Annotated in this window: 23 protein-coding genes and 1 pseudogene; 12 read left to right on the top strand and 12 right to left on the bottom strand. The window is 67.4% G+C overall.

The genetic code is table 11. The features are described 5' to 3' along the window. Positions 1-58: 58 nt before the first annotated feature. The gene (gene cysE, locus AC2SGK_RS03750; RefSeq protein WP_488322251.1) at positions 59-886 is read left to right on the top strand and encodes a serine O-acetyltransferase; all 828 of its coding nucleotides are present in this window, start codon (positions 59-61) and stop codon (positions 884-886) included. Here cysE and AC2SGK_RS03755 read toward each other — a convergent pair. Together AC2SGK_RS03755 and AC2SGK_RS03760 are read right to left on the bottom strand one after the other, a co-directional pair. Continuing rightward, complete coding sequence (locus tag AC2SGK_RS03755; RefSeq protein WP_488322252.1) at positions 883-1,941, bottom strand: quinone-dependent dihydroorotate dehydrogenase; 1,059 nt, start codon at positions 1,939-1,941, stop codon at positions 883-885. The two genes, cysE and AC2SGK_RS03755, sit on opposite strands and share 4 nt — an antisense overlap. Next, the gene (locus AC2SGK_RS03760; RefSeq protein WP_488322253.1) at positions 1,938-2,273 is read right to left on the bottom strand and encodes a DUF952 domain-containing protein; all 336 of its coding nucleotides are present in this window, start codon (positions 2,271-2,273) and stop codon (positions 1,938-1,940) included. Before AC2SGK_RS03760 ends, AC2SGK_RS03755 begins: the two co-directional genes overlap by 4 nt. Positions 2,274-2,414: 141 nt before the next feature. On the opposite strand from AC2SGK_RS03760, the gene AC2SGK_RS03765 reads away from it, so the two are divergent. From AC2SGK_RS03765 to dacB, 3 genes are all read left to right on the top strand, one after another. Beyond that, positions 2,415-4,016, top strand: coding sequence for a bifunctional metallophosphatase/5'-nucleotidase (locus AC2SGK_RS03765; RefSeq protein ID WP_488322254.1), 1,602 nt, complete (start codon positions 2,415-2,417; stop codon positions 4,014-4,016). Between the two features lie 80 nt (positions 4,017-4,096). Beyond that, a complete protein-coding gene (locus tag AC2SGK_RS03770; RefSeq protein WP_488322255.1) occupies positions 4,097-4,696 on the top strand; it encodes a nicotinate-nucleotide adenylyltransferase in 600 nt (199 codons plus the stop codon). Beyond that, positions 4,684-6,057, top strand: coding sequence for a D-alanyl-D-alanine carboxypeptidase/D-alanyl-D-alanine endopeptidase (gene dacB, locus AC2SGK_RS03775; RefSeq protein ID WP_488322256.1), 1,374 nt, complete (start codon positions 4,684-4,686; stop codon positions 6,055-6,057). Before AC2SGK_RS03770 ends, dacB begins: the two co-directional genes overlap by 13 nt. Here dacB and AC2SGK_RS03780 read toward each other — a convergent pair. Beyond that, positions 6,054-6,476 carry a tellurite resistance TerB family protein gene (locus tag AC2SGK_RS03780; protein WP_488322257.1) on the bottom strand — a complete coding sequence of 141 codons (423 nt, stop codon included), beginning with the start codon at positions 6,474-6,476 and terminating at the stop codon, positions 6,054-6,056. The genes dacB and AC2SGK_RS03780 overlap by 4 nt on opposite strands. Positions 6,477-6,564: 88 nt before the next feature. Between AC2SGK_RS03780 and AC2SGK_RS03785 the strand changes: the two genes are divergently transcribed. The 6 genes from AC2SGK_RS03785 to AC2SGK_RS03810 all read left to right on the top strand — a co-directional run bounded on the left by AC2SGK_RS03785 (position 6,565) and on the right by AC2SGK_RS03810 (position 15,571). Next, complete coding sequence (locus AC2SGK_RS03785; RefSeq protein ID WP_488322258.1) at positions 6,565-8,151, top strand: lysine--tRNA ligase; 1,587 nt, start codon at positions 6,565-6,567, stop codon at positions 8,149-8,151. A gap of 147 nt (positions 8,152-8,298) precedes the next feature. Continuing rightward, positions 8,299-10,593: a glycosyl hydrolase family 28-related protein gene (locus tag AC2SGK_RS03790; protein ID WP_488322259.1), complete on the top strand. Its 2,295-nt coding sequence runs from the start codon at positions 8,299-8,301 to the stop codon at positions 10,591-10,593. Positions 10,594-10,811: 218 nt separating this feature from the next. Beyond that, entirely contained in the window at positions 10,812-12,767 is a 1,956-nt protein-coding gene (acs, locus tag AC2SGK_RS03795) for an acetate--CoA ligase (RefSeq protein WP_488322260.1), read from the top strand. A gap of 148 nt (positions 12,768-12,915) precedes the next feature. Next, positions 12,916-13,173 carry a DUF4212 domain-containing protein gene (locus AC2SGK_RS03800; protein WP_488322261.1) on the top strand — a complete coding sequence of 86 codons (258 nt, stop codon included), beginning with the start codon at positions 12,916-12,918 and terminating at the stop codon, positions 13,171-13,173. 13 nt (positions 13,174-13,186) lie between these two features. Next, entirely contained in the window at positions 13,187-14,998 is a 1,812-nt protein-coding gene (locus AC2SGK_RS03805) for a sodium:solute symporter family protein (RefSeq protein WP_488322262.1), read from the top strand. Between the two features lie 51 nt (positions 14,999-15,049). Next, the gene (locus AC2SGK_RS03810; protein WP_488322263.1) at positions 15,050-15,571 is read left to right on the top strand and encodes a hypothetical protein; all 522 of its coding nucleotides are present in this window, start codon (positions 15,050-15,052) and stop codon (positions 15,569-15,571) included. A gap of 4 nt (positions 15,572-15,575) precedes the next feature. On the opposite strand, the gene AC2SGK_RS03815 is transcribed toward AC2SGK_RS03810, so the two are convergent. From AC2SGK_RS03815 to trpA, 4 genes are all read right to left on the bottom strand, one after another. Next, on the bottom strand, positions 15,576-16,319 hold the full coding sequence (locus tag AC2SGK_RS03815) for a TerB family tellurite resistance protein (RefSeq protein ID WP_488322264.1): 744 nt from the start codon (positions 16,317-16,319) through the stop codon (positions 15,576-15,578). A 63-nt stretch (positions 16,320-16,382) separates the two neighbouring features. Further along, positions 16,383-16,877, bottom strand: a complete 495-nt coding sequence (locus AC2SGK_RS03820) for a GNAT family N-acetyltransferase (RefSeq protein ID WP_488322265.1) — start codon at positions 16,875-16,877, stop codon at positions 16,383-16,385. After that, entirely contained in the window at positions 16,874-17,434 is a 561-nt protein-coding gene (locus AC2SGK_RS03825) for a VOC family protein (protein ID WP_488322266.1), read from the bottom strand. The genes AC2SGK_RS03820 and AC2SGK_RS03825 overlap by 4 nt, the downstream gene beginning before the upstream one ends. Continuing rightward, positions 17,431-18,228 (bottom strand): tryptophan synthase subunit alpha, encoded by a 798-nt coding sequence (gene trpA, locus AC2SGK_RS03830; RefSeq protein ID WP_488322267.1) that lies wholly within the window; start codon positions 18,226-18,228, stop codon positions 17,431-17,433. Before trpA ends, AC2SGK_RS03825 begins: the two co-directional genes overlap by 4 nt. A gap of 145 nt (positions 18,229-18,373) precedes the next feature. Here trpA and ychF point away from each other — a divergent pair, with 145 nt between their 5' ends. Then, complete coding sequence (gene ychF, locus AC2SGK_RS03835; protein WP_488322268.1) at positions 18,374-19,471, top strand: redox-regulated ATPase YchF; 1,098 nt, start codon at positions 18,374-18,376, stop codon at positions 19,469-19,471. Between the two features lie 36 nt (positions 19,472-19,507). On the opposite strand, the pseudogene AC2SGK_RS03840 reads toward ychF, so the two are convergent. The 5 genes and pseudogenes from AC2SGK_RS03840 to AC2SGK_RS03860 all read right to left on the bottom strand — a co-directional run bounded on the left by AC2SGK_RS03840 (position 19,508) and on the right by AC2SGK_RS03860 (position 24,313). Then, positions 19,508-20,503: pseudogene (locus tag AC2SGK_RS03840) on the bottom strand (cytochrome d ubiquinol oxidase subunit II). A gap of 3 nt (positions 20,504-20,506) precedes the next feature. After that, complete coding sequence (locus AC2SGK_RS03845; protein WP_488322269.1) at positions 20,507-21,892, bottom strand: cytochrome ubiquinol oxidase subunit I; 1,386 nt, start codon at positions 21,890-21,892, stop codon at positions 20,507-20,509. Positions 21,893-21,930: 38 nt separating this feature from the next. Beyond that, complete coding sequence (locus AC2SGK_RS03850; RefSeq protein ID WP_488322270.1) at positions 21,931-22,170, bottom strand: hypothetical protein; 240 nt, start codon at positions 22,168-22,170, stop codon at positions 21,931-21,933. Positions 22,171-22,176: 6 nt separating this feature from the next. After that, on the bottom strand, positions 22,177-22,446 hold the full coding sequence (locus AC2SGK_RS03855) for a GbsR/MarR family transcriptional regulator (protein WP_488322271.1): 270 nt from the start codon (positions 22,444-22,446) through the stop codon (positions 22,177-22,179). Between the two features lie 190 nt (positions 22,447-22,636). Next, positions 22,637-24,313 (bottom strand): D-alanyl-D-alanine carboxypeptidase family protein, encoded by a 1,677-nt coding sequence (locus AC2SGK_RS03860; protein WP_488322272.1) that lies wholly within the window; start codon positions 24,311-24,313, stop codon positions 22,637-22,639. Between the two features lie 283 nt (positions 24,314-24,596). On the opposite strand from AC2SGK_RS03860, the gene clpS reads away from it, so the two are divergent. Next, entirely contained in the window at positions 24,597-24,914 is a 318-nt protein-coding gene (gene clpS / locus AC2SGK_RS03865; protein ID WP_488322273.1) for an ATP-dependent Clp protease adapter ClpS, read from the top strand. The last annotated feature ends 4 nt before the right edge of the window (positions 24,915-24,918 follow it).

Here is a 24,918-nt window from a genome sequence, read left to right on the forward strand (position 1 = left end):
CTTTTCCAGCGGCGACCTTTATCCTATGTAGGGGGCTGGACAGATCGGGTGGGCCAGAATGAACATGCACCATACGGACAAGACTCCCTTGTCGCTGGACCGCGACGCGATCTGGGCGCAGTTGCGCGACGAAGGTCGGATGGCGGCCGCCTCCGAGCCTCTGCTGGGCGCTCTGATCCATGCGGGGCTGCTGCATCACAGGAGCCTGGAGGCGGCGCTGGCGTTCCGGTTGTCGCTGAAACTGGCGTCGGGCGAGATGAGCGAGCAGATCCTGCGCGAGATTGCCGATCAGGCCTATGCCTCTTCCTCCGAGCTGGGAGATGCGGCGCGCGCGGACCTGATGGCGGTCTATGACCGCGATCCCGCGACGCACCGGCTGATCCAGCCGCTGCTGTTCTTCAAGGGGTTCCAGGCCGTGCAGGCCTATCGGATCGCGCATTGGCTGTGGCGAGAGAGCCGCCACGATCTGGCCTATTTCGTGCAGATGCGCTGCTCCGAATGCTTTGGCGTCGACATTCATCCGGCCGCCTGGATCGGCACGGGCATCATGATCGACCACGCCCATTCCATCGTCATCGGAGAGACCGCGACGGTCGGAAACGACGTGTCGATGCTCCATTCGGTGACCTTGGGCGGCACCGGCAAGGAGGACGGCGACCGTCATCCCAAGATCGGCGACGGCGTCCTGATCGGCGCAGGCGCGAAGGTCTTGGGCAACATCCGTGTGGGCCATCACTCGCGCATCGCGGCCGGTTCGGTCGTCTTGCACGACGTGCCGTCCTGCAAGACGGTCGCGGGCGTGCCGGCGCGGGTCATCGGCGATGCCGGCTGCCCCGAGCCGTCGCACAGCATGAATCAGCTGCTGGGTGCCGGAGAGTACCGCTAGATCAAGTCGCGGCCGCGCGATCCCGTCAGTTCCGGCAGACTGATCCGTTCCCGGGCCAGCCGGTCGTCCAGCTGTTCGGCCAAGCGGGCAGGCAGAGACAGTCCCAGATAGATCATGGCCGAATAGATCTGCACCACGCTGGCCCCGGCCTGAAGCTTTCGCCATAGCGTCCCGATGTCCGATACGCCGCCAACCCCTATCAGCGGCATCGCGCCCTGCAATTCGCGGTGCAGCAAGGCCAGGACGCGGGTCGAGCGTTGGAACAGGGGTCGGCCAGATAGACCGCCCGTCTGTCCGGCATGCGGTCCACCGATTCCGTCGCGCGACAGGGTGGTGTTCGTCGCGATGATGCCGTCCAACTGCGCCTCCCGCGCGACCGAGGCGATCTGGATCACCTCGGCGTCGGTAAGGTCGGGCGCGATCTTGACGAAGATCGGGACGCGGCGGTCCATTGCGTCGCGCGCCGAAATGACCCGTGCCAGCAGCGCCGCCAAGGCGTCCCCGCCCTGAAGATCGCGCAGCTTTTCCGTATTGGGCGATGAGACGTTGACCGTCGCGAAATCTGCGCTGGATCCGGCGACCTGCAGGACGCGGGCGAAGTCCTCGGCCCGGTCCGCGCTGTCCTTGTTCGCCCCGAGGTTCAGACCGACCGGAACCGCAGCGTTCCGCGCAGCCATCCGCTGTGCGATGACCGTAGCCCCGTCGTTGTTGAAGCCGAAGCGGTTGATGATGGCCTGTTCGGCCGTCAGGCGGAACAGCCTAGGCTTTGGGTTGCCGGGCTGCGGACGCGGGGTGGCGGCCCCGACCTCCAGAAAGCCGAAGCCCGCGCGTGACAGCGGTCCGATGACGCGGCCGTTCTTGTCGTAGCCGGCCGCCAGTCCGATGGGATTGGCAAGCGGCATGCCGGCCAGTTCGACCTGCAGGCGATCCGACGTGACAGGACCGCCATGCAGCGGCACCAATCCCCGCTCCAACGCCATGATCGACAGGTCGTGCGCGCGTTCCGGGTCGAGACGGTGCAGGGCCTTCAGCCCCAGCTTCTCCCGAATGCTCATGCCAGATTACCGGTCTGATGGACGCCGTTCCGGACCTGAAGGTCCCGGACCCACAGGACGTCCGCCATCGACAGCGGCCGATAGAGGTGGGGAAACAGCGCGCCGCCCCGCGACGGCTCCCATTTCAGGTCGGCCGACAGCCTGTCGGCGTCGCAGGCCAACAGGACCAGGCCCTCCGCCCCGGTAAAGTGACGCGACAGCGTTTCGCCCAGCTGTTCGGCCGTAGAGAAATGCACATAGCCGTCGGCCAGATCCACGGGGGCGCCGCGGCTCTGGCCGTCCTGCTGCAACTGCGCCCATTCGTCGGCGCGAAAGACCTTGTAAATCTGCATGTCGGCATTTGCCGCGACCCAGTGCGTGGGGTCAAGGCGTCTTCGCCGTGCCGCCATGGAACTGTCATGACGATTTGACCCCGTGCGATGCCTGCGCCAAGCTGGCCCGTGAGATCAACAGGGACACCAGGGGAATCGCGCATGAAACGACGCCTTCTTGCCGCCACGTCAGTCTTCGCCATGCTTGCAGGAGCAGCGCAGGCCGAGACGGTGCTGCACATCCTTCACACCAACGACGTCCACAGCCGGATCGAGCCCATCAGCGACCGCGACAGCACCTGCGACGCCGAGCAGACGGCGGCGGGCGAATGTTTCGGCGGCATGGCGCGAATCGCGACCAAGATCAACGAGCTGCGCGACCGGATCACCGCCGAGGGCGGAAACGTCATCGTGCTGGACGCGGGCGATCAGTATCAGGGATCGCTGTTCTACACGACCTACAAGGGCAAGGAGGTCGTCGAGTTCATGACCGCCATCGGCTATGATGCGATGGCGGTGGGCAACCACGAATTCGACGATGGCCCGGAGGGGCTGGCCGTGCTGACGGATGGCGTCGAATTCCCCGTCCTGTCCAGCAACATCGACGTGTCGCAGTCGAACGTGCTGGCCGACAAGGTCGCCAAGCACGCCATCCTGGAGGTCGGCGACCAGAAGATCGGCATCGTCTCGGCGCTGGCCATGGACACGCCCGAGACCGCGTCGCCGGGCCCGAACGTCATCTTCCAGGACGATGCCGACAGCCTGGCCGCCGCGGCGGCGGAGCTGGCCGATCAGGGCGTCGACAAGGTCATCGCCCTGACCCATGTGGGCTACCTGCGCGATCTGGAGCTGGCGGCCGAGGTGCCGGGGATCGACGCGATCATCGGCGGTCATTCGCACACGCTCCTGGGTGACATGGAGGGCGCGACGGCGGCCTATCCGACGATGGTCGATGGGGCGGACGGGGCGCAGGTGCCGGTCGCGCAGGTCTATGCCTATGGCAAGTATCTGGGACACCTGACGCTGACCTTCGACGATGCGGGCGTGCTGACATCGGTCGAGGGCGAGCCGATCCTGCTGGACGCTTCGGTCCCCGAGGACGAGGCGATCGCCGCCCGCGTGGCCGAGATGGCCGAGCCGATCGCGGCGCTGCGCGAGGAGGTCGTGGCCAGCACCGCCGCGCCGATCAACGGCGACCGCGACGTCTGCCGGGCGCAGGAATGCGAGATGGGCAACTTGGTGGCCGACGCCATGCTGGACCGGGTCGCCGACCAGGGCGTGACAATCGCGATCCAGAACGGCGGCGGGCTGCGCGCCTCCATCGATGCCGGAGAGGTGACGATGGGCGAGGTCTATACCGTGCTGCCTTTCCAGAACGTGCTGGCCACGTTCCAGCTGAGCGGTGCCGATGTCGTCGCTGCGCTGGAGAACGGCGCCAGCCAGTATGAGGAAGCGGCCGGACGCTTTGCGCAGGTCGCGGGGCTGAAATATACCGTCGATCCGGCAGCGGCGGCCGGGTCGCGCATCAGCGACGTGATGGTCCAGCAGGACGGCGAATGGGTGGCCATCGACCCGGCGGCGACCTATGGCGTCGCCACCAACAACTACATGCGCGGCGGCGGCGACGGCTATGAGGTCTTCGCCACAAAGGGGCAGAACGCCTATGACTTCGGCCCAGACCTTGCCGAGGTCGTGGCCGCCTATCTGGGCGCACAGGAGGGGGGATACACCCCCTATGTCGACGGCCGCATTACGGTGAAGTGACCGACCGGCGCCGGGCCTGCCGGGCCCGGCGTCCGCTTTCGCGCCTTGGCGCGCGGGCAGGGATGCGCTAATCGGGCGCCATGCGGACGGGCTTTCCCATCGCGCGGCCTGGCCAGCGCATCGGTCTTCTGGGCGGGTCCTTCGATCCCGCCCATGACGGCCACCTTCTGATCAGCCGTGTCGCGCTGACGCGCCTGCGCCTGGATCGGGTGTGGTGGCTGGTCTCTCCCGGAAATCCCCTCAAGACGCATGGCCCCGCGCCGCTGGCCGATCGCATTGCGACGGCCCGCCATGTCGCCGCCGATCCGCGTATCGTGGTCACCGACATCGAGGCGCGGCTTGGCCTGCGCCGGACGGTCGATACGCTGGCCGCGCTGCGCCGCCTCTATCCCGGCGTCCGCTTCGTCTGGCTGATGGGCTCCGACAATCTGGTGCAGTTCCATCACTGGGATCGCTGGCGGCGGATCGCCGCGACGATGCCGATGGCCGTCATGGCCCGCCCCGGATCGCGCCTTGCGGCACGGCGATCGGTCGCGGCGGGGGTGCTGGAACGCGCGCGCCTGCCCGAATGGCGCGCGGCGCAGCTGCCGGATCGTGCCGCCCCGGCATGGACGCTGCTGAACCTGCCCATGTCGGCGCAATCCTCGACCCGGTTGAGGGCGGGCGCATGTCCGCGCTGACCCGCAGGCAGGCCCTGGCCATGACGCTGGCCGCCCTGGCCGCGCCCGGCCTGGCCGCGGGGCAGGGGCTGGACCGGCGTCCCCTGCCGCGTCCCGCACCCGACCCCCGCGACATCCTAGCCCGCGCGGCACTGCCCGGTCGGGTGGCCTGGGCGCTGTCCGACGACATGGAGCCGCTGTCGCTGCGGCAGGGTGCGGTTCCGCTGGCTCCGGCCAGCACGATGAAATCCATCACCGCGCTTTACGCATTGGACCGGCTTGGGCCCGCGCACCGCTTCTCCACCCGGGTGATCCGCGATGGCGACACGCTGATCCTGGCGGGCGGGGGTGACCCGGTCCTGTCCACCGACGACCTGGCGCGGCTGGCGGCGCAATTGGCGGACGTGAAGACCGCCCCGCCCGCCCGCTTCATGGTCTGGGAAGGCGCGCTGCCGACGCTGGCCGAGATCGCGCACGAGCAGTCGGACCATCTGCCCTACAATCCCGCCGTCTCGGGGATGATCCTGAACTTCAACCGCGTGCATCTGGGCTGGAGCCGCGTCGGCGTCGACTATCAGCTGAGCGTCGAGGCGCGCGCCGCCGCGAACAGCCCGCGCGCCTACAGCATCACCGCGATGCCCGGCGATCATGCGGATCTGTTCACCTATCGCCATGACGAGGATCGCGAATACTGGACCGTCGCCCGCAGCGCGATGGGCCGCTCGGGCAGCCGCTGGCTGCCGGTGCGCCTGCCCGCGGTCTATGCGGGGGACGTGTTCCAGACGCTGTGCCGCGCGCGCGGTCTGGTGCTGCCGGCGCCAACCGTCGCGCAGCGCGCGCCGCAGGGACAGGTGCTGGCCCAGCATGACAGCCCGCCGCTGAGCGAGCTGGTGCGCGACATGCTGCGCTGGTCCACCAACATCACGGCCGAGGTGCTGGGCCTGCAGGCCAGCGGCGCGCGCGACCTGCCTGCCTCAGCCGAGGCGATGCGGCTGTGGCTGGGCGGTCTGGGGCAGGGGATGCGGCTGGCCGACCATTCGGGCCTGTCCGAGGACAGCCGAATCTCGACCGTCGCGATGACGCGCATCCTGTCGGGTCCGGGGCGCGAGCTGAACCTGTCGCCACTGCTGCGCGCCGATCCGCTGGAGACGGGCGCTGCGGTCCGGGCCAAGACGGGAACGCTGAACTTCGTGTCGAACCTTGCGGGCTACGTGCGCGGACCGTCGGGGCGCGAGGTCGCCTTCGCGATCTTCTGCGCCGATCCGGCGCGCCGCGCGGGCTCCATCGGGCAGGAGATGCCGGCAGGCGTCGCGACCTGGACGCAGGCGGCCAAGGGCCTTCAGGCCGACCTGCTGACCGCCTTCGCGGCCCGGCTGGCCTAGAGCGTCATGTGCCGCACACGGGCTGACAGCTCGATCGCGGCGGCATGCAGGCGGCTGATGTTCAGCTGATCGCGGATCTCGGCCAGCATCACCACCTCCCCCTCGTAGAGGCGGCCGTCGGCGGCGCCCACGTCGCAGGCCAGCGCATAGGCGGTCTCGTAGAGCTTCTCGGGCAGTGCGTCGCGGATCAGGCCGAACAGCGCGTCCACGCCGTCCTCCTCGTCGAACAGCGTCATCACGGTCTGGCTGATCGGCCGGATGCGGTCGTCGTCATAGGCGGCGAAGACCGGCGCGTGATCCACCATGCGCTGGATCGCCACCAGTTCGGCCGTCCGGATCGTGCTGTCCGAACAGGACACCGCCACCATCACCGCGACCAGCGCGTCGCAGGGGGACAGGGAAGGCAGGTCGATGGTCATGGGGCTCTCCGATTGGGTCAGGCGCAAATTATTGACGATGCACGACGCTTTCAATAAGCCATCCGGACCCATCACAGGAGAACCCATCATGACCACCCTGCGCGATGCCGCGATGACCTCGAAGGCCTGGCCGTTCGAAGAGGCACGCCGGGTGCTCAAACGCTATGAGAAGGCGCCGCCGGAAAAGGGATACGTGCTGTTCGAGACGGGCTATGGCCCCTCGGGCCTGCCCCATATCGGCACCTTCGGCGAGGTGGCCCGCACCACGATGATCCGCCGGGCCTTCCAGGAGATCAGCGACATCCCGACCCGGCTGATCTGCTTCTCGGACGACCTGGACGGCATGCGCAAGGTGCCCGAGAACGTCCCGAACCAGGACATGCTGAAGGGCCACCTGCAGCTGCCGCTGACCTCGGTCCCCGACCCGTTCGAGGAGTACGACAGCTTCGGCGATCACAACAACGCCATGCTGCGCCGTTTCCTGGACACGTTCGGCTTCGACTACGAATTCGTCAGCGCGACGGAATTCTACCGGTCGGGCCAGTTCGACGCCGTGCTGCTGCGCGCGGCCGAGAAGTATGACGAGATCATGGAGGTCATGCTGGCATCCCTGCGCGAGGAGCGTCAGCAGACCTATTCCTGCTTCCTGCCGATCAGCCCCAAGACGGGCCGCGTGCTCTATGTCCCCATCAAGCATGTCGATGCCAAGGCCGGCACGATCACCTTCGACGAGGACGGCGAGGAGATCACCCTGCCGGTCACCGGCGGCAATGTGAAGCTGCAGTGGAAGCCCGATTTCGGCGCCCGTTGGGCCGCGCTGGACGTCGATTTCGAGATGTACGGCAAGGATCACAGCACCAACACGCCGATCTATGACCGCATCTGCGAGATCTTGGGCGGTCGCAAGCCCGAGCATTTCACCTATGAGCTGTTCCTGGACCAGCACGGCCAGAAGATCAGCAAGTCCAAGGGCAACGGCCTGTCGATCGACGAATGGCTGACCTATGCCTCGACAGAGAGCCTGTCCTACTTCATGTACCTGAAGCCCAAGACGGCCAAGCGCATGTATTTCGACGTGATCCCCAAGGCCGTGGACGAATACCACCAGCAGCTCCGCGCCTTCCCCGACCAGACGCCCGAACAGCAGGCCGCGAACCCGGTCTGGCACATCCATGGCGGCAACGTCCCGGCCTCCGACATGGTCGTGCCGTTCCAGATGCTGCTGAACCTCGCGTCTGTCGCGGGCGCCACCGGCAAGGAGGGGCTCTGGGGCTTCATCCGCCGCTATGCGCCGGAGGCCAGCCCCGAGACCCATCCCGGCCTGGACCAGGCGGCGGGCTTCGCGCTGCGCTACTTCACCGATTTCGTGGCGCCCACCCGCGCCTTCCGCGCGCCCACGGATGTGGAGCGTGCCGCGATGCAGGACCTGGCCGACCGGCTGGCCGCGTGGGATCAGCCCGCCGACCCGGAGGCGCTGCAATCCATGGTCTTTGCGGTGGGCAAGGATCACGGCTTCGAGCCGCTGCGCGACTGGTTCGCGGCCCTCTATCAGGTGCTGCTGGGCGCCGATCAGGGGCCGCGCTTCGGCGGCTTCATCGCGCTTTACGGCGTGGATGAGACCCGCGGACTGATCGCGGATGCGCTGGACGGCAAGCTGACCGCGGCCCAGGGCTGACGCGCGCGACCCCCGGCGCCGTTGCGCCGGGGGCCGTTGCGGCGCGCGCCCGGTTCAGGGGGCGTTAACCTTTCATCAACTATTCCTTTCCGCATCACGGCGGGCTTTGCGGGGCCGGCCTCTCATGCCGATACGGAGGGATGACCGATGAACATTGCGATCACCAACGGGCTGCTGCTGTCGCCGCCCGCCTTCAGGGCGGGCCTGGGCGTCTGGTCGCGCACCGATGGCAGTTCGGGCAGCCCCACCTGGGATCAGGCGGCGAACGCGTCGCTGGTCCCGGCGGACCAGGATTTCGGCGCCTGCCTGGAGATCGTCAAGCAGCAGACTACGACCAGCATCCGCTTCATGGGCGAGACGCCGATGATCCCCGGCGTCTATCTGCGCGTCTCGGCCCGGGTCAAGATCGTGGCGGGCGCGCTGGCCAGCGTGCGCATCGCGGGGCGCGCGGGCGATGGGTCGCGCAACACCGTGCCGGGCCTGGTCACCACCGGCACGACGGTCGCGCTGCGCAACTACGGAGAGGTGGTCGAGGTCAGCGCCATCGTCGGCATCGGCAACCGTGCGGGCGTGGACATGCCCTGGGGCACGGTGCCGATCTTCGGCAATTTCGGCCTGGACCTGGTGGGGGCCAATGGCGGGGCGTTCCGCATCGAATCGATCCGCATCGACGACGTGACGGCGGCCTTTGTGCCGTCGCTGCTGGACTGGGTGGACGTGCGCGACTTCGGCGCGCGCGGCGATGGGGTCACGAACGACCGCGCGGCGTTCCTGGCCGCCGATCAGGCGGCGGCGGGCCGCTCGATCGTGGTGCCGGCCGGGACCTTCCTTGTGTCGGGCGATCTGTCGATCAACAGCCGCATCCGGTTCCAGGGCCGCCTGGTGACGCCCGCCGCGACGCGCGTGTCCTTCCTGCGCAGCTTCGATTTTCCCACCTATGCGGACGCCTTCGGCGACGAGACGCTTGGCCTGAAGAAGGCGCTGCAGGCGCTTCTGGGCTATACCGACCACATCTCGCTGGACCTCTGCGGCCGGCGCGTCGATCTGGACGAGCCGATCCTGCTGGCGCAGGCCGCGCCCTCGCTGGAGGGGTTCTCGAACCGCCGCGTCATCCAGAACGGCGCGATCCAGGCGAAGCCCGGCCCGGCCTGGACCACCGGGCGGACCAGCAGCAGCGCGACCTACAACCCCGCGCAGGCCATGATGCTGAGCAACGTGGCCAACGTCGCCGCCATCGAGATCGGCAGCCGCGTCGTGGGCAGCGGCGTCCGCCGCGAGGTCTACGTCAACGGCAAAAACGTCGCGAACGGCACGCTGAGTCTGTCGCAGCCCCTCTACGGCGGGGCGGGCACGCGGGTCTACTCGTTCGAGCGCTATCGCTATCTGCTGGACTTCGCGGGGGTGGGCGAGTTGAGCCGCCTGAACTTCCACAAAGTCGATTTCGGCTGCGACCGGGTCGCCAGCGGGGTGATGCTGCCGCCCAAGGGCGAGATGATCCAGTTCAGCGACTGCTATTTCACGCGCCCGCTGGACCGGGGCATCACGTCGATCGGCCGCGGCTGCCAGGACCTGCTGGTCGACAACTGCCAGTTCCTGTCCAACGACATGGACCTGCCCGCCCAGCAGCGGACCACGGTGGCGATCAACGTGAACGCCAACGACATCAAGATCCGCAACAACCGCTTCGTCCGCTTCGCGCATTTCATGGTCGCGAACGGGGGCGGTCACATCATCAGCGGCAACCACTGGTTCCAGGGCGACGGCTCGGGCGAAGGGCTGCGCTATGCGGGGCTGGTGCTGACCCAGCCCAACGTGCAGACCACCGTGTCGGGCAACTACGTCGACAACGCCTCGATCGAGTGGACGAACGAGCACAGCGCGGTGCCGAACTTCACCGGGTCCGAGTTCAGCTTCGGCGGGCTGACCCTGACGGGCAACACCTTCCTGTGTTCGAACACCGTGCCGTGGTTCACCTGGATCACCATCAAGCCCTATGGCACCGGCCATTTCGTCCACGGGCTGAACGTCGTCGGCAACGTCTTCAAGGCGCTGTTCGCCAATGTCGAGCGGATCGACCGGGTGGACACTTCGATTGCCGACCTGAACTACAACAACATGCGCAACATCCAGTTCGAGGCGAACACCTTCAACGGCATCAACACCTATGTGTCGAACCCGCTGATGGTCCAGATCACCCAGAACAGCGTCTCGTCCAGCTGGACCTCGGTGCCGCTGACCGGGCTGCCGTTCCAGGCCTGGGCCAAGTCGGTCCAGTCGGTGGTGACCGAGACCAGTCTGCTGACCGCCGGCGGCGACCGCGTCGATGCCAGCCCCACCGTCCAGGTCGAGTTCGGGACCGCCCGGCGGCAGATCAGGCTGAACTGGGCGCAGGCCCTGCGCGGGCGGGTCTGCGTCTATGCGCGCATGGACCGGCCGCAGTAGCGTCCGCGTCATGCGCATGGGCCGGGTGATCTAAGTCCCGGCCCATGCCGCATCCTGTCAATTGTTGACAGGATTCGCAAAGGCTCCGTCAATTTATTTACAAAATTATCGTTATAAAAAAATGGCTTAAATTTAATCGCGGCATGTGATTAACATTCCCTCAAAGGCCGATCGCCCCGTTCGGGCGCTTCGGCGACGACGATGACAAGGGGGATGTCATGACCGCTGAAAACATTCGGAAACACGCAATTCCTGCGGGTCTGCAGAATGCCCATGCGGGACCGGGCGACTATGCGCGGCTCTATGACGAATCGCTGGCCGATCCCGAGGCGTTCTGGGCGCGCGAGGGTCGCAGGCTGGACTGGATCACGCCCTACACCCGCGTGAAGAACACCGACTTCACTCTGGGTCAGGTCAGCATCAAGTGGTTCGAGGACGGGGTGCTGAACGCTTCGGTCAACTGCGTCGACCGCCACCTGGCCACCCGCGCCGACCAGACCGCGATCATCTTCGAGCCGGACGATCCGAAGACGCCCGCCCAGTACATCACCTATGCCCAGCTCTCCGAGAAGGTGAACCGCTTTGCCAACGTCCTGCTGAGCCAGGGCGTGATGCGCGGCGACCGCGTGGTGGTCTATCTGCCGATGATCCCCGAGGCCGCCTATGCGATGCTGGCCTGCGCGCGGATCGGGGCGATCCATTCCATCGTCTTCGCGGGGTTTTCGCCCGACGCGCTGGCCAACCGCATCAACGACTGCGGCGCCAAGGTGCTGATCACCGCCGACACTGCGCCGCGCGGCGGCCGGCGCACGAACCTGAAATCGAACGCCGACGCGGCGCTGCTGCATTGTTCGGACAAGGTGCGCTGCCTGGTGGTCAAGCATACCGGCGACCAGACCACCTGGGTCGAGGGACGCGACATCGACGTGAAGGCGCAGATGGAGCAGGTCGCGCCCGACTGTCCGCCCCGCCCGATGGGCGCGGAGGACCCGCTTTTCATCCTCTACACCTCCGGATCGACCGGCAAGCCGAAGGGCGTCGTTCATACGACCGGCGGCTATCTGGTCTATGCGGCGATGACGCATCAGTATACGTTCGACTATCACGACGGAGACGTTTTCTGGTGCACGGCGGATGTGGGCTGGGTCACCGGCCACAGCTACATCATCTATGGCCCGCTGGCCAACGGCGCGACCACTGTGATGTTCGAGGGTGTGCCGACCTGGCCCGATGCCGGCCGCTTCTGGGAGGTCTGCGCCAAGCACAAGGTCACCCAGTTCTATACCGCGCCCACCGCGATCCGCGCGCTGATGGCCAAGGGCCCCGAGCCGGTCGAGGCGCATGACCTGTCCTCGCTGCGCATTCTGGGCACCGTCGGAGAGCCGATCAACCCCGAGGCCTGGAACTGGTACAACGAGCATGTCGGCAAGGGGCGCTGCCCGATCGTCGACACCTGGTGGCAGACCGAGACCGGCGGCCATCTGATCACGCCCCTGCCGGGCGCGATCGAGACCAAGCCCGGATCGGCCACGCTGCCCTTCTTCGGGGTGCGCCCGGTGATCCTGGACGCGGCCACGGCCGAGGTGCAGCAGGGCGACCCGGCCGAGGGGGTGCTGTGCATTGCCGACAGCTGGCCCGGCCAGATGCGCACGCTGTGGGGCGATCACGCGCGCTTCGAGGAGGCGTATTTCCAGCAGTATCCGGGATACTACTTCACCGGGGACGGCTGCCGCCGGGACGAGGACGGCTATTACTGGATCACCGGCCGCGTCGATGACGTGATCAACGTCAGCGGCCACCGCCTCGGCACGGCCGAGGTCGAATCGGCACTGGTCGCCCATGAGAAGGTCGCCGAGGCCGCGGTCGTGGGCTATCCGCACCCGATGAAGGGGCAGGGCATCTATGCCTATGTCACCCTGATGAACGGGGTCGAACCCTCCGAGGAGCTTCGTGCCGACTTGGAGAAATGGGTCCGCACCGAGATCGGCCCCATCGCCAAGCCGGACCTGATCCAATGGGCGCCGGGCCTGCCCAAGACGCGCTCGGGCAAGATCATGCGCCGCATCCTGCGCAAGATCGCCGAGAACGACCATGCCACCCTTGGCGACACCTCGACCCTGGCCGAACCCGAGGTCGTGGACGAGCTGATCGCCAACCGCATGAACCGGGAGTGAGCGCGCGCCTTGCGCCCTCTCTCGACCGGGCGGGCTATCGGAGGAGGATGGCCCGCCCCCCAAGGATCCGCACCAGCGCCGGGTGCAGGATCGTCGCCTGACGCAACGGCGCGTGCGCACATGTCTCAACTGGGAGGAACCGACGGACATGACGGACAGATATTCAACGATGGCCTATTGGAAGGCGAACCTGCGGATCATCTGGGTCTGCCTGGTGATCTGGGCGCTGGTCTCGTACGGGGCCGCGATCCTGTTCCGGCCGCTTCTGGCGGGCATCGGCATCGGCGGCACGGATCTGGGTTTCTGGTTCGCGCAGCAGGGCTCCATCCTGATCTTCATCGCGCTGATCTTCTGGTACGCGCTGCGAATGAACCGGCTGGACCGCGAATACGGCGTGGATGAGTGAGGAGGACCCGCAGATGAGCCAGTTCACACTGAACCTGATCGTGATCGGCGCGTCCTTCGCGCTGTATATCGGTATCGCGCTCTGGGCCCGCGCCGGGTCCACCGCCGAATTCTATGCCGCCAACCGGGGTGTCGGTCCCGTCATGAACGGCATGGCCACCGCCGCCGACTGGATGTCGGCCGCAAGCTTCATCTCCATGGCCGGGCTGATCGCCTTCACCGGCTATGACAACTCGACCTATCTCATGGGCTGGACCGGCGGCTATGTGCTGCTGGCGCTGCTGCTTGCGCCCTATCTGCGCAAGTTCGGCAAGTTCACCGTGCCGGAATTCATCGGCGACCGCTTCTATTCCAAGACGGCGCGCATCATCGGCGTCGTCTGCCTGCTGATCATCTCGATCACCTATGTCATCGGTCAGATGACCGGCGTGGGCGTGACCTTCTCGCGCTATCTCGAGGTGTCGAACTCGACCGGTCTGTGGATCGGCGCGGCGCTGGTGTTCTGCTATGCGGTGCTAGGCGGGATGAAGGGCATCACCTACACGCAGGTGGCCCAGTACATCGTCCTGATCATTGCCTATACCATCCCGGCCGTGTTCATCGCGCTGCAACTGACGGGCCATGTCCTGCCGCAGACCGGCCTCTTCGCGTCGCTGGATGGCAGCAACGCCAAATTCCTGGCGACGCTGGACCAGGTCGTGACCGATCTGGGCTTCCGCTCCTATACCGGGCACCACAACTCGACCCTCGACATGGTGCTGTTCACCATGGCGCTGATGATCGGAACGGCGGGTCTGCCGCATGTCATCATCCGCTTCTTCACCGTGCCCAAGGTGTCCGACGCCCGCATGTCGGCGGGCTGGGCGCTGGTCTTCATCGCGCTGCTCTATACGGTCGCTCCGGCCGTGGGTTCGATGTCGCGCTTCAACCTGACGGCGACGATGTGGCCGGGGGCCGAGCAGGGCCAGACCTTCAGCCAGCCGGCGATCTCGCTGGAGCAGATCCAGAACGATCCCGACAAGGCATGGATGCGCACGTGGCAGGCGACAGGCCTGCTGGCCTGGGAAGACAAGAATGGCGACGGTCTGATCCAGTACTACAACGACAGCGCCGAGCCCACCGGCGCGCTGGCCGAACAGGTCGCCGCGAACAACCTGCAGGGCAACGAACTGACCACCGTCAACAATGACATCATGGTTCTGGCCAACCCGGAAATCGCCAACCTGCCGGGCTGGGTCATTGCCATCGTCGCCGCAGGCGGTCTGGCAGCGGCGCTGTCCACGGCTGCGGGCCTGCTGCTGGCGATCTCGGGTGCGGTCAGCCACGACCTGATCAAGGGCGCGATCAACCCCGGCATCAGCGAGAAGAACGAGCTTCTGGCAGCCCGCATCTCGATGGCGGTGTCGATCCTCGTGGCCACGCTTCTGGGGCTCAATCCGCCGGGCTTCGCGGCGCAGACAGTGGCGCTGGCCTTCGGTCTGGCGGCCAGCTCGATCTTCCCGGTCCTGATGATGGGCATCTTCTCCAAGCGGGTGAACAAGCAGGGCGCCATCGCAGGCATGATCGCGGGAATGCTGTCGACGATCCTCTACATCTTCGCCTACAAAGGGTTCTTCTTCGTCGCAGGCACCAACCTGTTCGAGGACAATGCCGCGAACTGGTTCATGGGGATCTCGCCCGCCTCCTTCGGCACGATCGGTGCGGCCATCAACTTCGCCGTCGCCTTCATCGTGTCCCGCGCGACGCAGGCACCCCCGGTCGAGGTGCAGGAACTGGTCGAATCGATCCGTGTTCCGCGTGGCGCAGGCAACGCCGTCGCTCACTGACCACAGACAGCGCCGCGCCCCGATGTTCGGGGCGCGGTCTTTTCATGCAGGATGACAGGACGGGATGCGATGACCGGGATCGGGGTTGAGCTGCTGGGCGTGATTGCCGTGGGGATCGGCATGGCCGCGGCATTGTTTGCCTCCTTGCATCTTGCGCGCAAGTTGGGGCTGATCCTGCCGCGCTGGCTGCTTCCGGCGGGCATCGGCCTGTCGATGATCGTCTATTCCGTCTGGAACGATTACGCTTGGGTGGGTCGCGCGATCGACCGGCTTCCTGACGGAGCGCAGATCCTCATGGTCGGAACCGACCGCCAGCCGTGGGCGCCTTGGACCTATCTGCGTCCGGTCGAGGTCCGTCTGGCCGCGCTGGACCCCGCGCAGATCGAACCGTCGGGCGACAGTCTGCGCCATGCGCCGATCATACTGGTCGAGCGACGCGGCCCCACTTTGGTCGTGCGACAGGAATTCGACTGCGCGAGGGGGCGGATGCGCATGCCGCAGGGCGACTGGCAGACGGCCATGCAGGACGATCCCGCGCTGCAGGCGGTCTGCGCAGACGACTTTGCGCACTGACGCTTCAGGCGGCGCCCATCTGCAGGCTCTGCGCGTGGCGCAGGCGGTAGCTTTCCCAAGCCTCGTTCAGGCGGCGCGTGCGCGCCTCGGCCAGGCGGATCGCCTCGGGGGGCAGCCCGCGGCCGATGGCGTGGTCTGGATGGTTCTCGCGCAGCAGCTGGCGCCAGCGTCGCTTGACCTCGGGCAGGGGGGTGTCGGGCGCCACGCCCAGCACCTCGCAGGGCGGACAGTCCGCGCCCCGGTCGTGGCGGCGCCGGATCGCGGCGATCTGCTGGGGCGCCAGTCCGAAGATGCGCCCGACCTCGTCCAGAAAGGCGATCTCGGCGGGTTGCAGCGCACCGTCGGCCACCGCGATGACGAATAGCCCCTCCATCACGTCCAGCAGGACCGGATCGCCGGGGCGGAACATCGACGCGATCTTGCGCGCCCAGGCATCGAATCCCGCCACGTCCTGACGCGCCAGATCGAAGACGCGGGCGGCGTTGCGCTCTTCGGACCGGGGGATGATGAAGACCCGGCGAAAGGCCGCGACCTCGGACCGGGCGACGGTGCCATCCACCTTGGCCAGCTTCGCGCCAAGCGCGATGACCGCGATGGTGAAGGCCACTGACCGCTCGCCCGGCGTGGCCGGGCGCGAGGTCCACAGAAAGGCCACGATTCGGTCGGCCATGCGCTGCCAGAAGCTGCGGGGCTTGGGCAGGGCGGGGCAGGGTCCGGTGCAGGTCTCGGGCGTGGTGCAGCAATCCATGCGACAAAGGTTAGCGCCGAAACAGCATCGGCGATAGGGGCGCTTTGCCCCAAGGCGCGCCTCTCAGATCGAAAGGTCGCGTCCCATCAGCACAAGATCGTGAAACTGACCAAATTTCCATCCCGCCGCCGGGATGCGGCCCCATTCGGCGTAGCCCATTGCCCGGTGGAAGGCGATCGAGCCGTCGTTCGACGCGGTGATCCCGCCGATCAGGATGCGGTGGCCGCGCTGGCGGGCGTGGTCCTGGACGGCTGTCAGCATCGCCCGACCGACCCCGCGACCCCGCGACCCCGGAGCCGCGTGGATCGTGTGTTCCATGCTGCGCGCATAGCCCGCACCGCCGCGAAACTGGGAATAGGTGGAAAAGCCCAAGAGGTGATCGTCTTCGGCCGCCACGATGAAGGCCTGTCCGGCCGCCTGCCGCTCCGCGATCAGTGCCGCGATCTGGTCATGGCTGCGCTCATCGGGCCAGAAGGTGATGGCGGTGTCGCGCACGATCGGGTTCCAGATGGCCGCGATGGCGGGCACATCGGCGGCGGTCGCATCGCGCAGAATCATAGGGTCACCTCTCCGTCAGGGGTTGCCAGCGTCAGGCTCATCGGCGTGCCCGCCCCGGTCAGCATCAGGCGGCGGTCGTCCAGCTCCAGCCGTTCCAGCGGCAGCGTCAGGCGCGTCATCCGCCAGCCCCGGTCGGGCAGCCGGTCGGACGGGTGCGGCCCGCCGCCCCAATCGATCCGCATCGGCTGCGCGCCGTCGCGCGGCATCTGCCCCGCCAGCGGCAGGGTGATGCGCCAGGACAGATCGCCCCGGCGGGCCTGCACGGTCCGCGTGCCCGCAGGCGCCTCCAGCGGATCGGCGCGCATGACCCAGCCCGCCAGGCGCGGCGGGCCGTCGAACCCGTCCAGACCGAACCAGCAGGGGCGGAAATCGCCCTCGGGATCTGGGGCGATCAGCTCCAGATACTCGCCCGGACCAAGCGACATCAGGCGGTTATGCGTGCCCATGCCCGGATGGCGGCCGCCCGGTTCCAAGGTCAGGCCGCGTTCGGCCAGCCAGGCCGCGCCCTCCTCCAGGCTGCGGGCAGCGATGGCCGCATGGTCGAAGGCCAGCCTCACCCGTGATGCGCCCCGGCGGCCAGGTCGCGGACGAAGTCCAGGATCTCGGGGACGGGGCGGCCCTCGCCGATCAACTTGACGATGGCACTGCCCACGACGCAGCCATCGGCGACCGAGGCGATGGCCTGCGCGGCCTCGGGCGTCGAGATGCCGAAGCCCACGATGACCGGCAGCCCCGCGGCCGCGCGGATGCGGGCGACCTCCGGGGCGACGTCGGCGGCATTGGCGGCGGCGGCGCCGGTGATGCCGGTGACGCTGACGTAATAGACGAAACCCGTGGTGTTCGCCACGACCGCGGGCAAGCGGCGGTCATCGGTGGTGGGCGTCGCTAGGCGGATGAAGTTCAGCCCCGCGGCGGTGGCGGGCACGCACAGCTCGGCATCCTCCTCGGGGGGCAGGTCCACGACGATCAGCCCGTCGACCCCCGCCGCGACCGCGTCGGTCAGGAACCGCTCGACGCCGCCCTGCCGCGCATAGATCGGGTTGTAGTATCCCATCAGCACGATGGGCGTCGTGGCGTCCCCCTCGCGGAAGGCGCGCACCATCTCCAGCGTGCGCGTCACGCTGCCGCCCTGGGCCAAGGCGCGCTGGCCCGCGGCCTGGATCGTGCCGCCATCGGCCATCGGATCGGTGAAGGGCATGCCCAGCTCGATGATGTCCACGCCCGCCTCGGGCAGGCCGCGCATGATCTGCAGGGCGGTGGCGTCGTCGGGGTCGGATGCCATCATGTAGGCCACGAAGGCCTTCCTGCCCTGCGCCTTGAGTGCCGCAAACCTGTCGTCGATTCTGGTCATGTCCGCCCCTGCATTTCGTGGGCCAATCCCTAACCCGCATGGGGGGGTGTGTGCAATCACCGGGCGGGGGCGCGGGCCGAGGCTGGACTTGGACGCGCCGGGCGCGTAACAGGCGCGGGATATTCTGACGGGAAAGGGTGCTGTCATGGGCTTTCGCATGGGGATCGTGGGCTTGCCCAATGTCGGCAAGTCGACGCTGTTCAACGCGCTGACGAAGACGGCTGCGGCGCAGGCGGCGAACTTTCCGTTCTGCACGATCGAGCCGAACGTGGGCGAGGTCGCGGTGCCCGATCCGCGGCTGGATGCTCTGGCGGCCATCGCGGCCAGCAAGCAGATCATCCCGACGCGCATCACCTTCGTGGACATCGCGGGCCTGGTGAAGGGCGCCAGCAAGGGCGAGGGCCTGGGCAACCAGTTCCTGGCCAATATCCGCGAGACGGACGCCATCGCCCATGTGCTGCGCTGCTTCGAGGATGGCGACATCACCCATGTCGAGGGCCGTGTCGATCCGCTGGCCGATGCCGAGGTGATCGAGACCGAGCTGATGATCGCCGACATGGAATCGATCGAGCGCCGTCTGGCCAACCTGTCGCGCAAGCTGAAGGGCGGTGACAAGGACGCGCTGGATCAGGATCGGCTGCTGCGTCAGGCGCTGGCCGCGCTGGAGGCGGGGCGGCCCGCCCGCACCGTGACCGTCGCCGATGACGACCGCCGGGTCTGGGACATGCTGCAACTGCTGACCGCCAAGCCCGTGCTGTTCGTCTGCAACGTGGCCGAGGACGAGGCCGCGAACGGCAACGCCCTGTCCGAGAAGGTCCGCGAGATGGCCGAGGCGCAGGGCGCGGGCCATGTCGTGATCTCGGCCCGGATCGAGGAGGAGATCAGCCAGCTGGACGCCGAGGAGGCGGAGATGTTCCTCTCGGAGATGGGGCTGGAGGAGCCTGGTTTGGACCGGCTGATCCGCGCCGGATATGCGCTGCTGGGCCTGCAGACCTATTTCACCGTGGGCCCCAAGGAGGCGCGCGCCTGGACCATCACTAGGGGAACGCTGGCCCCGCAGGCGGCGGGCGTCATCCATGGCGATTTCGAGAAGGGCTTCATCCGGGCCGAAACCATCGCCTATGACGATTACGTCGCGGGCAAGGGCGAGGCCGGGGCGCGCGAGGCCGGCAAGCTGCGCGTCGAGGGCAAGACCTACGAGGTCAAGGACGGCGACGTCCTGCATTTCCTGTTCAACGGGTGACGGGAGAGGGCGGGCCGTGGGGCCCGCCCTTGTCCTTCAGTAATAGATCAGTTCGGTCGCCTTGCCGCGGAAGACCGTATAGGCCAGCACCGAATAGGCGATGATGATCGGCAGGACGATCAGCGCGCCCACCAGGATGATGATCAGCGCCTCGGGCGCGGCGGCGGCCTCATAGATCGTTATCTGTTCGGGCACGACATAGGGGTAGAAGCTGTAGGCCAGCCCCCCGAAGGCCAGGACGAACAGCGCCGTGGTCAGCGCGAAGGGCGTCCAGGCCATGCGGTCGTCCTGCATCGGCAGCGCGTGCAGGACACGCCACAGCGTGACGATCAGCACCACCGAGAGGATCGGCAGCGGGGCCAGGATCGCGACCTCCGGTCAGCTGAACCATTTGTCCCAGATGCGCGCGCTGACCAGGGGCGATGCGGCTGAGATCGCGGCGATGCCCGCCACCAGCCCCCAGATGCCGCGCCGTGCCCAGAGGATCGCCTTGGCCTGCAGGACGCCCTCGGCCTTGCCGATCAGCCAGGTCGCGCCGATGACGCTGAACCCCACCGTCAGCAGCGGGAAGGCGATGTTGGCCCAGCTGGCCCGAGGCCCCGTGACATACATGCCCAGTATGAAACCCTGCGCCAGGGTCGAGGCCAGGCTGCCCGCGAAGAAGGCCCGGTTCCACGCGGCGCGGTGCCGGGTCGGGGCCTTGGCGCGGAACTCGAACGCGATACCGCGCAGGATCAGGCCGATCAGCATGACCGTCACCGGCAGATAGAGCGCGGAGAGGATCACCCCATGCGCCGCCGGAAAGGCCACCAGCAGCAGGCCGATGGCCAGGACCAGCCAGGTCTCGTTCGCGTCTCAGAAGGGACCGATCGAGGCGACCATGCGGTCGCGCTCGGCCGCGGTTGCGAAGGGGAACAGCAGGCCCACCCCCAGGTCGAAGCCGTCGAGGACGACATAGATCAGGATGGACAGGCCCATCAGCACCGCAAAGACGAAGGGCAGCCAGATGAACGGATCACCGAAGAGGTGCATGATCTACTCCGCAGGTTGCAGGACGCGCACGCCCGCGTCGGGGCTGGGCAGGTCGGGGGTCAGCGGGTCGTGGCGCGCGGCGCGGCGCGCCAGATAGGTCAGCGTGCCCAGATAGGCCGCCATCAGGACCGCATAGACCAGCAGGTAGGCGACGAGGCTGGAGGCGACCATGCCGCCGGTGACCGGACCGACCGCCTCCTTGGTGGTCAGGACGCCCGTGACCAGCCAGGGATGACGCCCGATCTCGGTCACGTACCAGCCCGCAAGCGTGGCAATCCAGCCTGAGAAGCCCATCGCGGCAAACGCATAGATCCCGGGGCGCGGCAGGCCTTCGACCCCGCGGCCGCGGCGCATGAACCACAGGGCTGACCAGGACAGCGCCAGCATCGCCATGCCCATGCCCACCATGATCCGGAAGCTGAAGAAGACCGGGGCCACGGGCGGGTGTTCGGGGGTGCCGTCAGCGGCCACGAAATCGTTCAGGCCCGGCACCTCGCCGTCCAGGCTGTGCGTCAGGATGAGGGACGCGACGTTGGGGATGGCGATCTCCATGCGGTTCTCGCGCGCCTCCTGATCGGGCAGGGCGAAGAGGACCAGCGGCACGTTGCCCTGCGTCTCCCAGTTGCCCCCCATCGCAGCGACCTTGGCGGGCTGGTGTTCCAGCGTGTTCAGGCCGTGCATGTCGCCCGCGTAGATCTGCAGCGGGATCAGCACCGCGCCAAGCGTCGCGCCAAAGCGCAGCGTGGCCCGCACCTCGGCCCCCCGGTCGCCCCAGATCCAGCGCAGCGCCGAGATGCCCGCGATGAGGAAGGCCACCGTCAGCCCCGAGGCCAGCAGCATGTGCGCCAGGCGGTAGGGCAGCGACGGGTTGAAGATGATCGCCATCCAGTCGGTCGCGTGGACCACGCCGTCGATCACCTGATTGCCTGCGGGCGCGTGCATCCAGCTGTTCAGGACCAGGATCCAGAAGGCCGACAGCGTGGTGCCGAAGGCCACCAGAAAGGTCGAGGTCGTGTGCAGCCAGACCGACACGCGGCGAAAGCCGAAGAGCATGATGCCCAAAAAGGCGGCATCAAGGAAGAAGGCCGTCAGCACCTCATAGGCCAGAAGCGGCCCGGCGATGTAGCCAACGCTTTCCATGAAGCCCGGCCAGTTGGTGCCGAACTGGAACGACATGGTGATGCCCGAAACGACGCCAAGCGCGAAGGACAGCGCAAAGACCTTCACCCAGAAGCGATAGGCGTCCATCCATTTCTCATTGCCCGTGCGGTTGAAGCGCAGCTTGAAGAACAGCAGCACCCAGCCAAGCGCGATCGTAATGGTCGGGAAAAGGATGTGGAACGAGATGTTCGCGGTGAATTGAATCCGCGACAGGATCAGCGGGTCCATGCCTCAGCCTTTCCTGTCGGTTAAGCGACGGATCGGGATCAGCTTGCCCGCCCCGTCGACCAGGCGCCCGTGCTCATCAGCGCGATCAGGCGCTCTGTCTCGAACCGGGCCAGATTGTCGTGAAAGCGGGTCATCTGCTCGATCAGCTGGCGCAGTTCCGCGATGGGGGCGTGGACTGCGCGGTCAGCTGGGTCAGGTTCAGCCATCGACAGTTCGCGCAGCTTGGTCAGCGTCGGGTCGATCTCGCGCTTGCGCCGTTCATTGATCAGCGTGGGCACGATCTCCTACAGGTCGTCGGGCGTGGTGAAGAAGTTGCGCCGGTCGTCCTGCTGATGGCGCAGGCGCACCAGGTTCCAGTTTTGCAGCTCCTTTAGCGCCATCGACATGGTCGAGCGGGAGAAGCCGAGGGCGACGACGATGTCGTCCGCGCAGAGTGGGCCATCCGCCAGGAACAGCAGGGCATAGACCTGACCGACGGTGCGGTTGATGCCCCATCGCGATCCTTTTTCGCCGAAATGCAGGATGAAGTCCTGACGCAGACCCGAGAGTGACATTCGCGTACTCGCGTAATTTCAGAATTTTTGAAATCAATGCATCGCGGATGCTGGATTCCGGGATCAGGCGTGATGTCCCAGGGCGGATGGTGAGGAGGCGGTGCCGGGCAGGGACCGCGATAATGCCGAGGCCATCCTCGGAAACGCATGCAGCCGCACCCGGGTGGGGCGCGGCTGTGGGCGGGCAGGCTCAGTTGCCGATGACGGAGCAGGGCTGCGCGCGGCTGCGCATGCGTTCGCAGGCCAGTTCGGCATGGCCCTTGCTGAGATTGCCGAAGCGCGGCTCGAACCCGCGATTGGTGTTGGCGACTTGGCGCGATGCCGCGCCGAAGAGGTTGCCGTCCTGTAGTGCCAAGCCCAGCAGAAGGCGGTCGGCCTCGGTCTGCGAGGTGTAGAGGCCAAGCGAGACGCCCCAGTTGCGACCGCTGTCGGTGGGGCGGCGCACCACCTCCAGCGGCTCGGGGCCGCCAAGGTCGCCCTCGCCCATGGCGGCGAGGATCACCGTCTCGGACCGGGGCTTGGGGGCGGCGGAACTGCCGAGCGACAGGGTGCCCGCCTCGGCCCGGGCCTGCGGTTCGGCCGCCGGGGCGGGTTCGGGCTGTGCGACGGCGGCGACGCTGGCCGAGCGGCGCGGCGAGGGGGCGGGGCGTGCCGATCCGGCCAGGGCCGAGGCCGCTAGGCTGGCCTGTGCCGCGACCGGCGCATCGGAGGCCACCGCATTCGCCACGGCTTCGGCCACCGCCTGCGCGGTCGGTGCGGCGCTGCCGGGACGGGCGCGCGGACGCGCGCTGCTGGCCAGCGCGACGCCCGGGGCCACGGGCGCCGTTGCACCGGCGCGGCGCAGCGCCTCTGTCAGATCGACGGGGGCTGCGGGCGCGGCGGCGGCGACCAGGCTGGAGGCGGCCGCCGGGCGGGTCGCGGGCGGGGGCGATGCCTGCAGCACCAGCCGCTGCGGTTCGGCCTGCGTCGCGGCGGGGCTGGGGGCGACCTGCGCGCGGCGGGTCGTGGCCTGCACCAGCATGCGCGGCTGGCTGGGGCGCACCTCGCGCACGCGGTCGGGAATGCGGGTAAAGCTGCTGTCCAGCAGTTCGGCCATGACCTGGTTGCGATGCGCGGTCGAGGTCCCGCCGAAGACCGTGGCGATCAGCCGCTTGTTGCCGCGCTGTGCCGAGGCGGTCAGGTTGAAGCCCGCGGCGCGCGTGTAGCCGGTCTTGATCCCGTCCGCGCCCTGATAAGCGTCAAGAAAGCGGCGGTTCGTCGAGGCGACCTGCGCGATGCCCGCATCGGCCGAGCGGCGCGAGAAGAGGTTGTAGTATTGCGGAAAGTCGTAGAACAGGTGCCGACCCAGCACGCTCATGTCATGCGCGGTCGAGAAGTGCCCCTCGGTCGTCAGGCCGTGCGCGTTGCGGAACTGGGTGTTGTTCATCCCCAGGGCGCGGGCCATCTGGGTCATCTGCTGGGTGAAGGCCGCCTCGGACCCGGCCAGACCCTCGCCGATGGCGGTGGCGGCATCATTGGCCGACTTGATCGCCGCGGCGCGCAGCAGATAGCGCAGCTCGATCTGCTGACCGGCGCGCAGGCCCAGCTTGGAGGGCGGTTCGTTCGCGGCCTTGCTGGACACGGTGAAGCGCGAATCCAGCCGCACCTGTCCCCGTTCGATGGCCGAGAACGCCATGTAGAGCGTCATCATCTTGGTCAGCGAGGCCGGGTGCAGCCGCGTGTCCGAGTTCTGGCGGTAGATGGGCTGACCGGTCCGGGCGTCCATCACATAGGCCGCGAAGGGCGCGCCCGCGACCGGAAGGGCCAGAAGGACCACGGCCAGGACGGCATGACACGTCAGCCGGAAGGCGTTCACGATTGGGATCACTGTCGCTGTCTCTCTGCCTCAAGCGGACATGTCGTTGATCGCATGCCCGTCGTTAATGAACCGATAATAGCACGCGTTTTTTATCCTTGAAACCGGGCAATCGACTTTAATTCGACCTGATCCCGGCGCCGGTCCCGGCCTGCGGCGGATCGCGTCCCGGCGGGGGGCTTTCATCCGGGCCGGATTGCGCTATATTTCCGGGATCACGGCGCGCGCGGCGCGCCCCCGTCTCACCGCAGCATTCGCAGCATTCAGGAACGACCGCAGCCCGATGACGCACTGGATGACCGCACCCGACAATCCCGACGACCAGTCCGACCTTGCCGTCAAGCCGCGCGCCAAGTCGCAGCGGCCGCCCATGTACAAGGTCCTGCTGCTGAACGACGACTTCACGCCGATGGAGTTCGTCGTGCACGTGCTGGAACGCCTGTTCCACATGACCCATGCCCAGGCCATCGAGATCATGCTGACCGTGCATCGGCGCGGCGTGGCGGTGGTGGGCGTCTTCTCTCACGAGGTGGCCGAGACCAAGGTCGCCCAGGTGATGGAGCTGGCCCGGCGTCAGCAGCATCCCCTGCAATGCACCATGGAAAAAGAGTAATCGC

This window comes from Paracoccus sp. NIOT.M2S5SZ12, assembly GCF_057748165.1.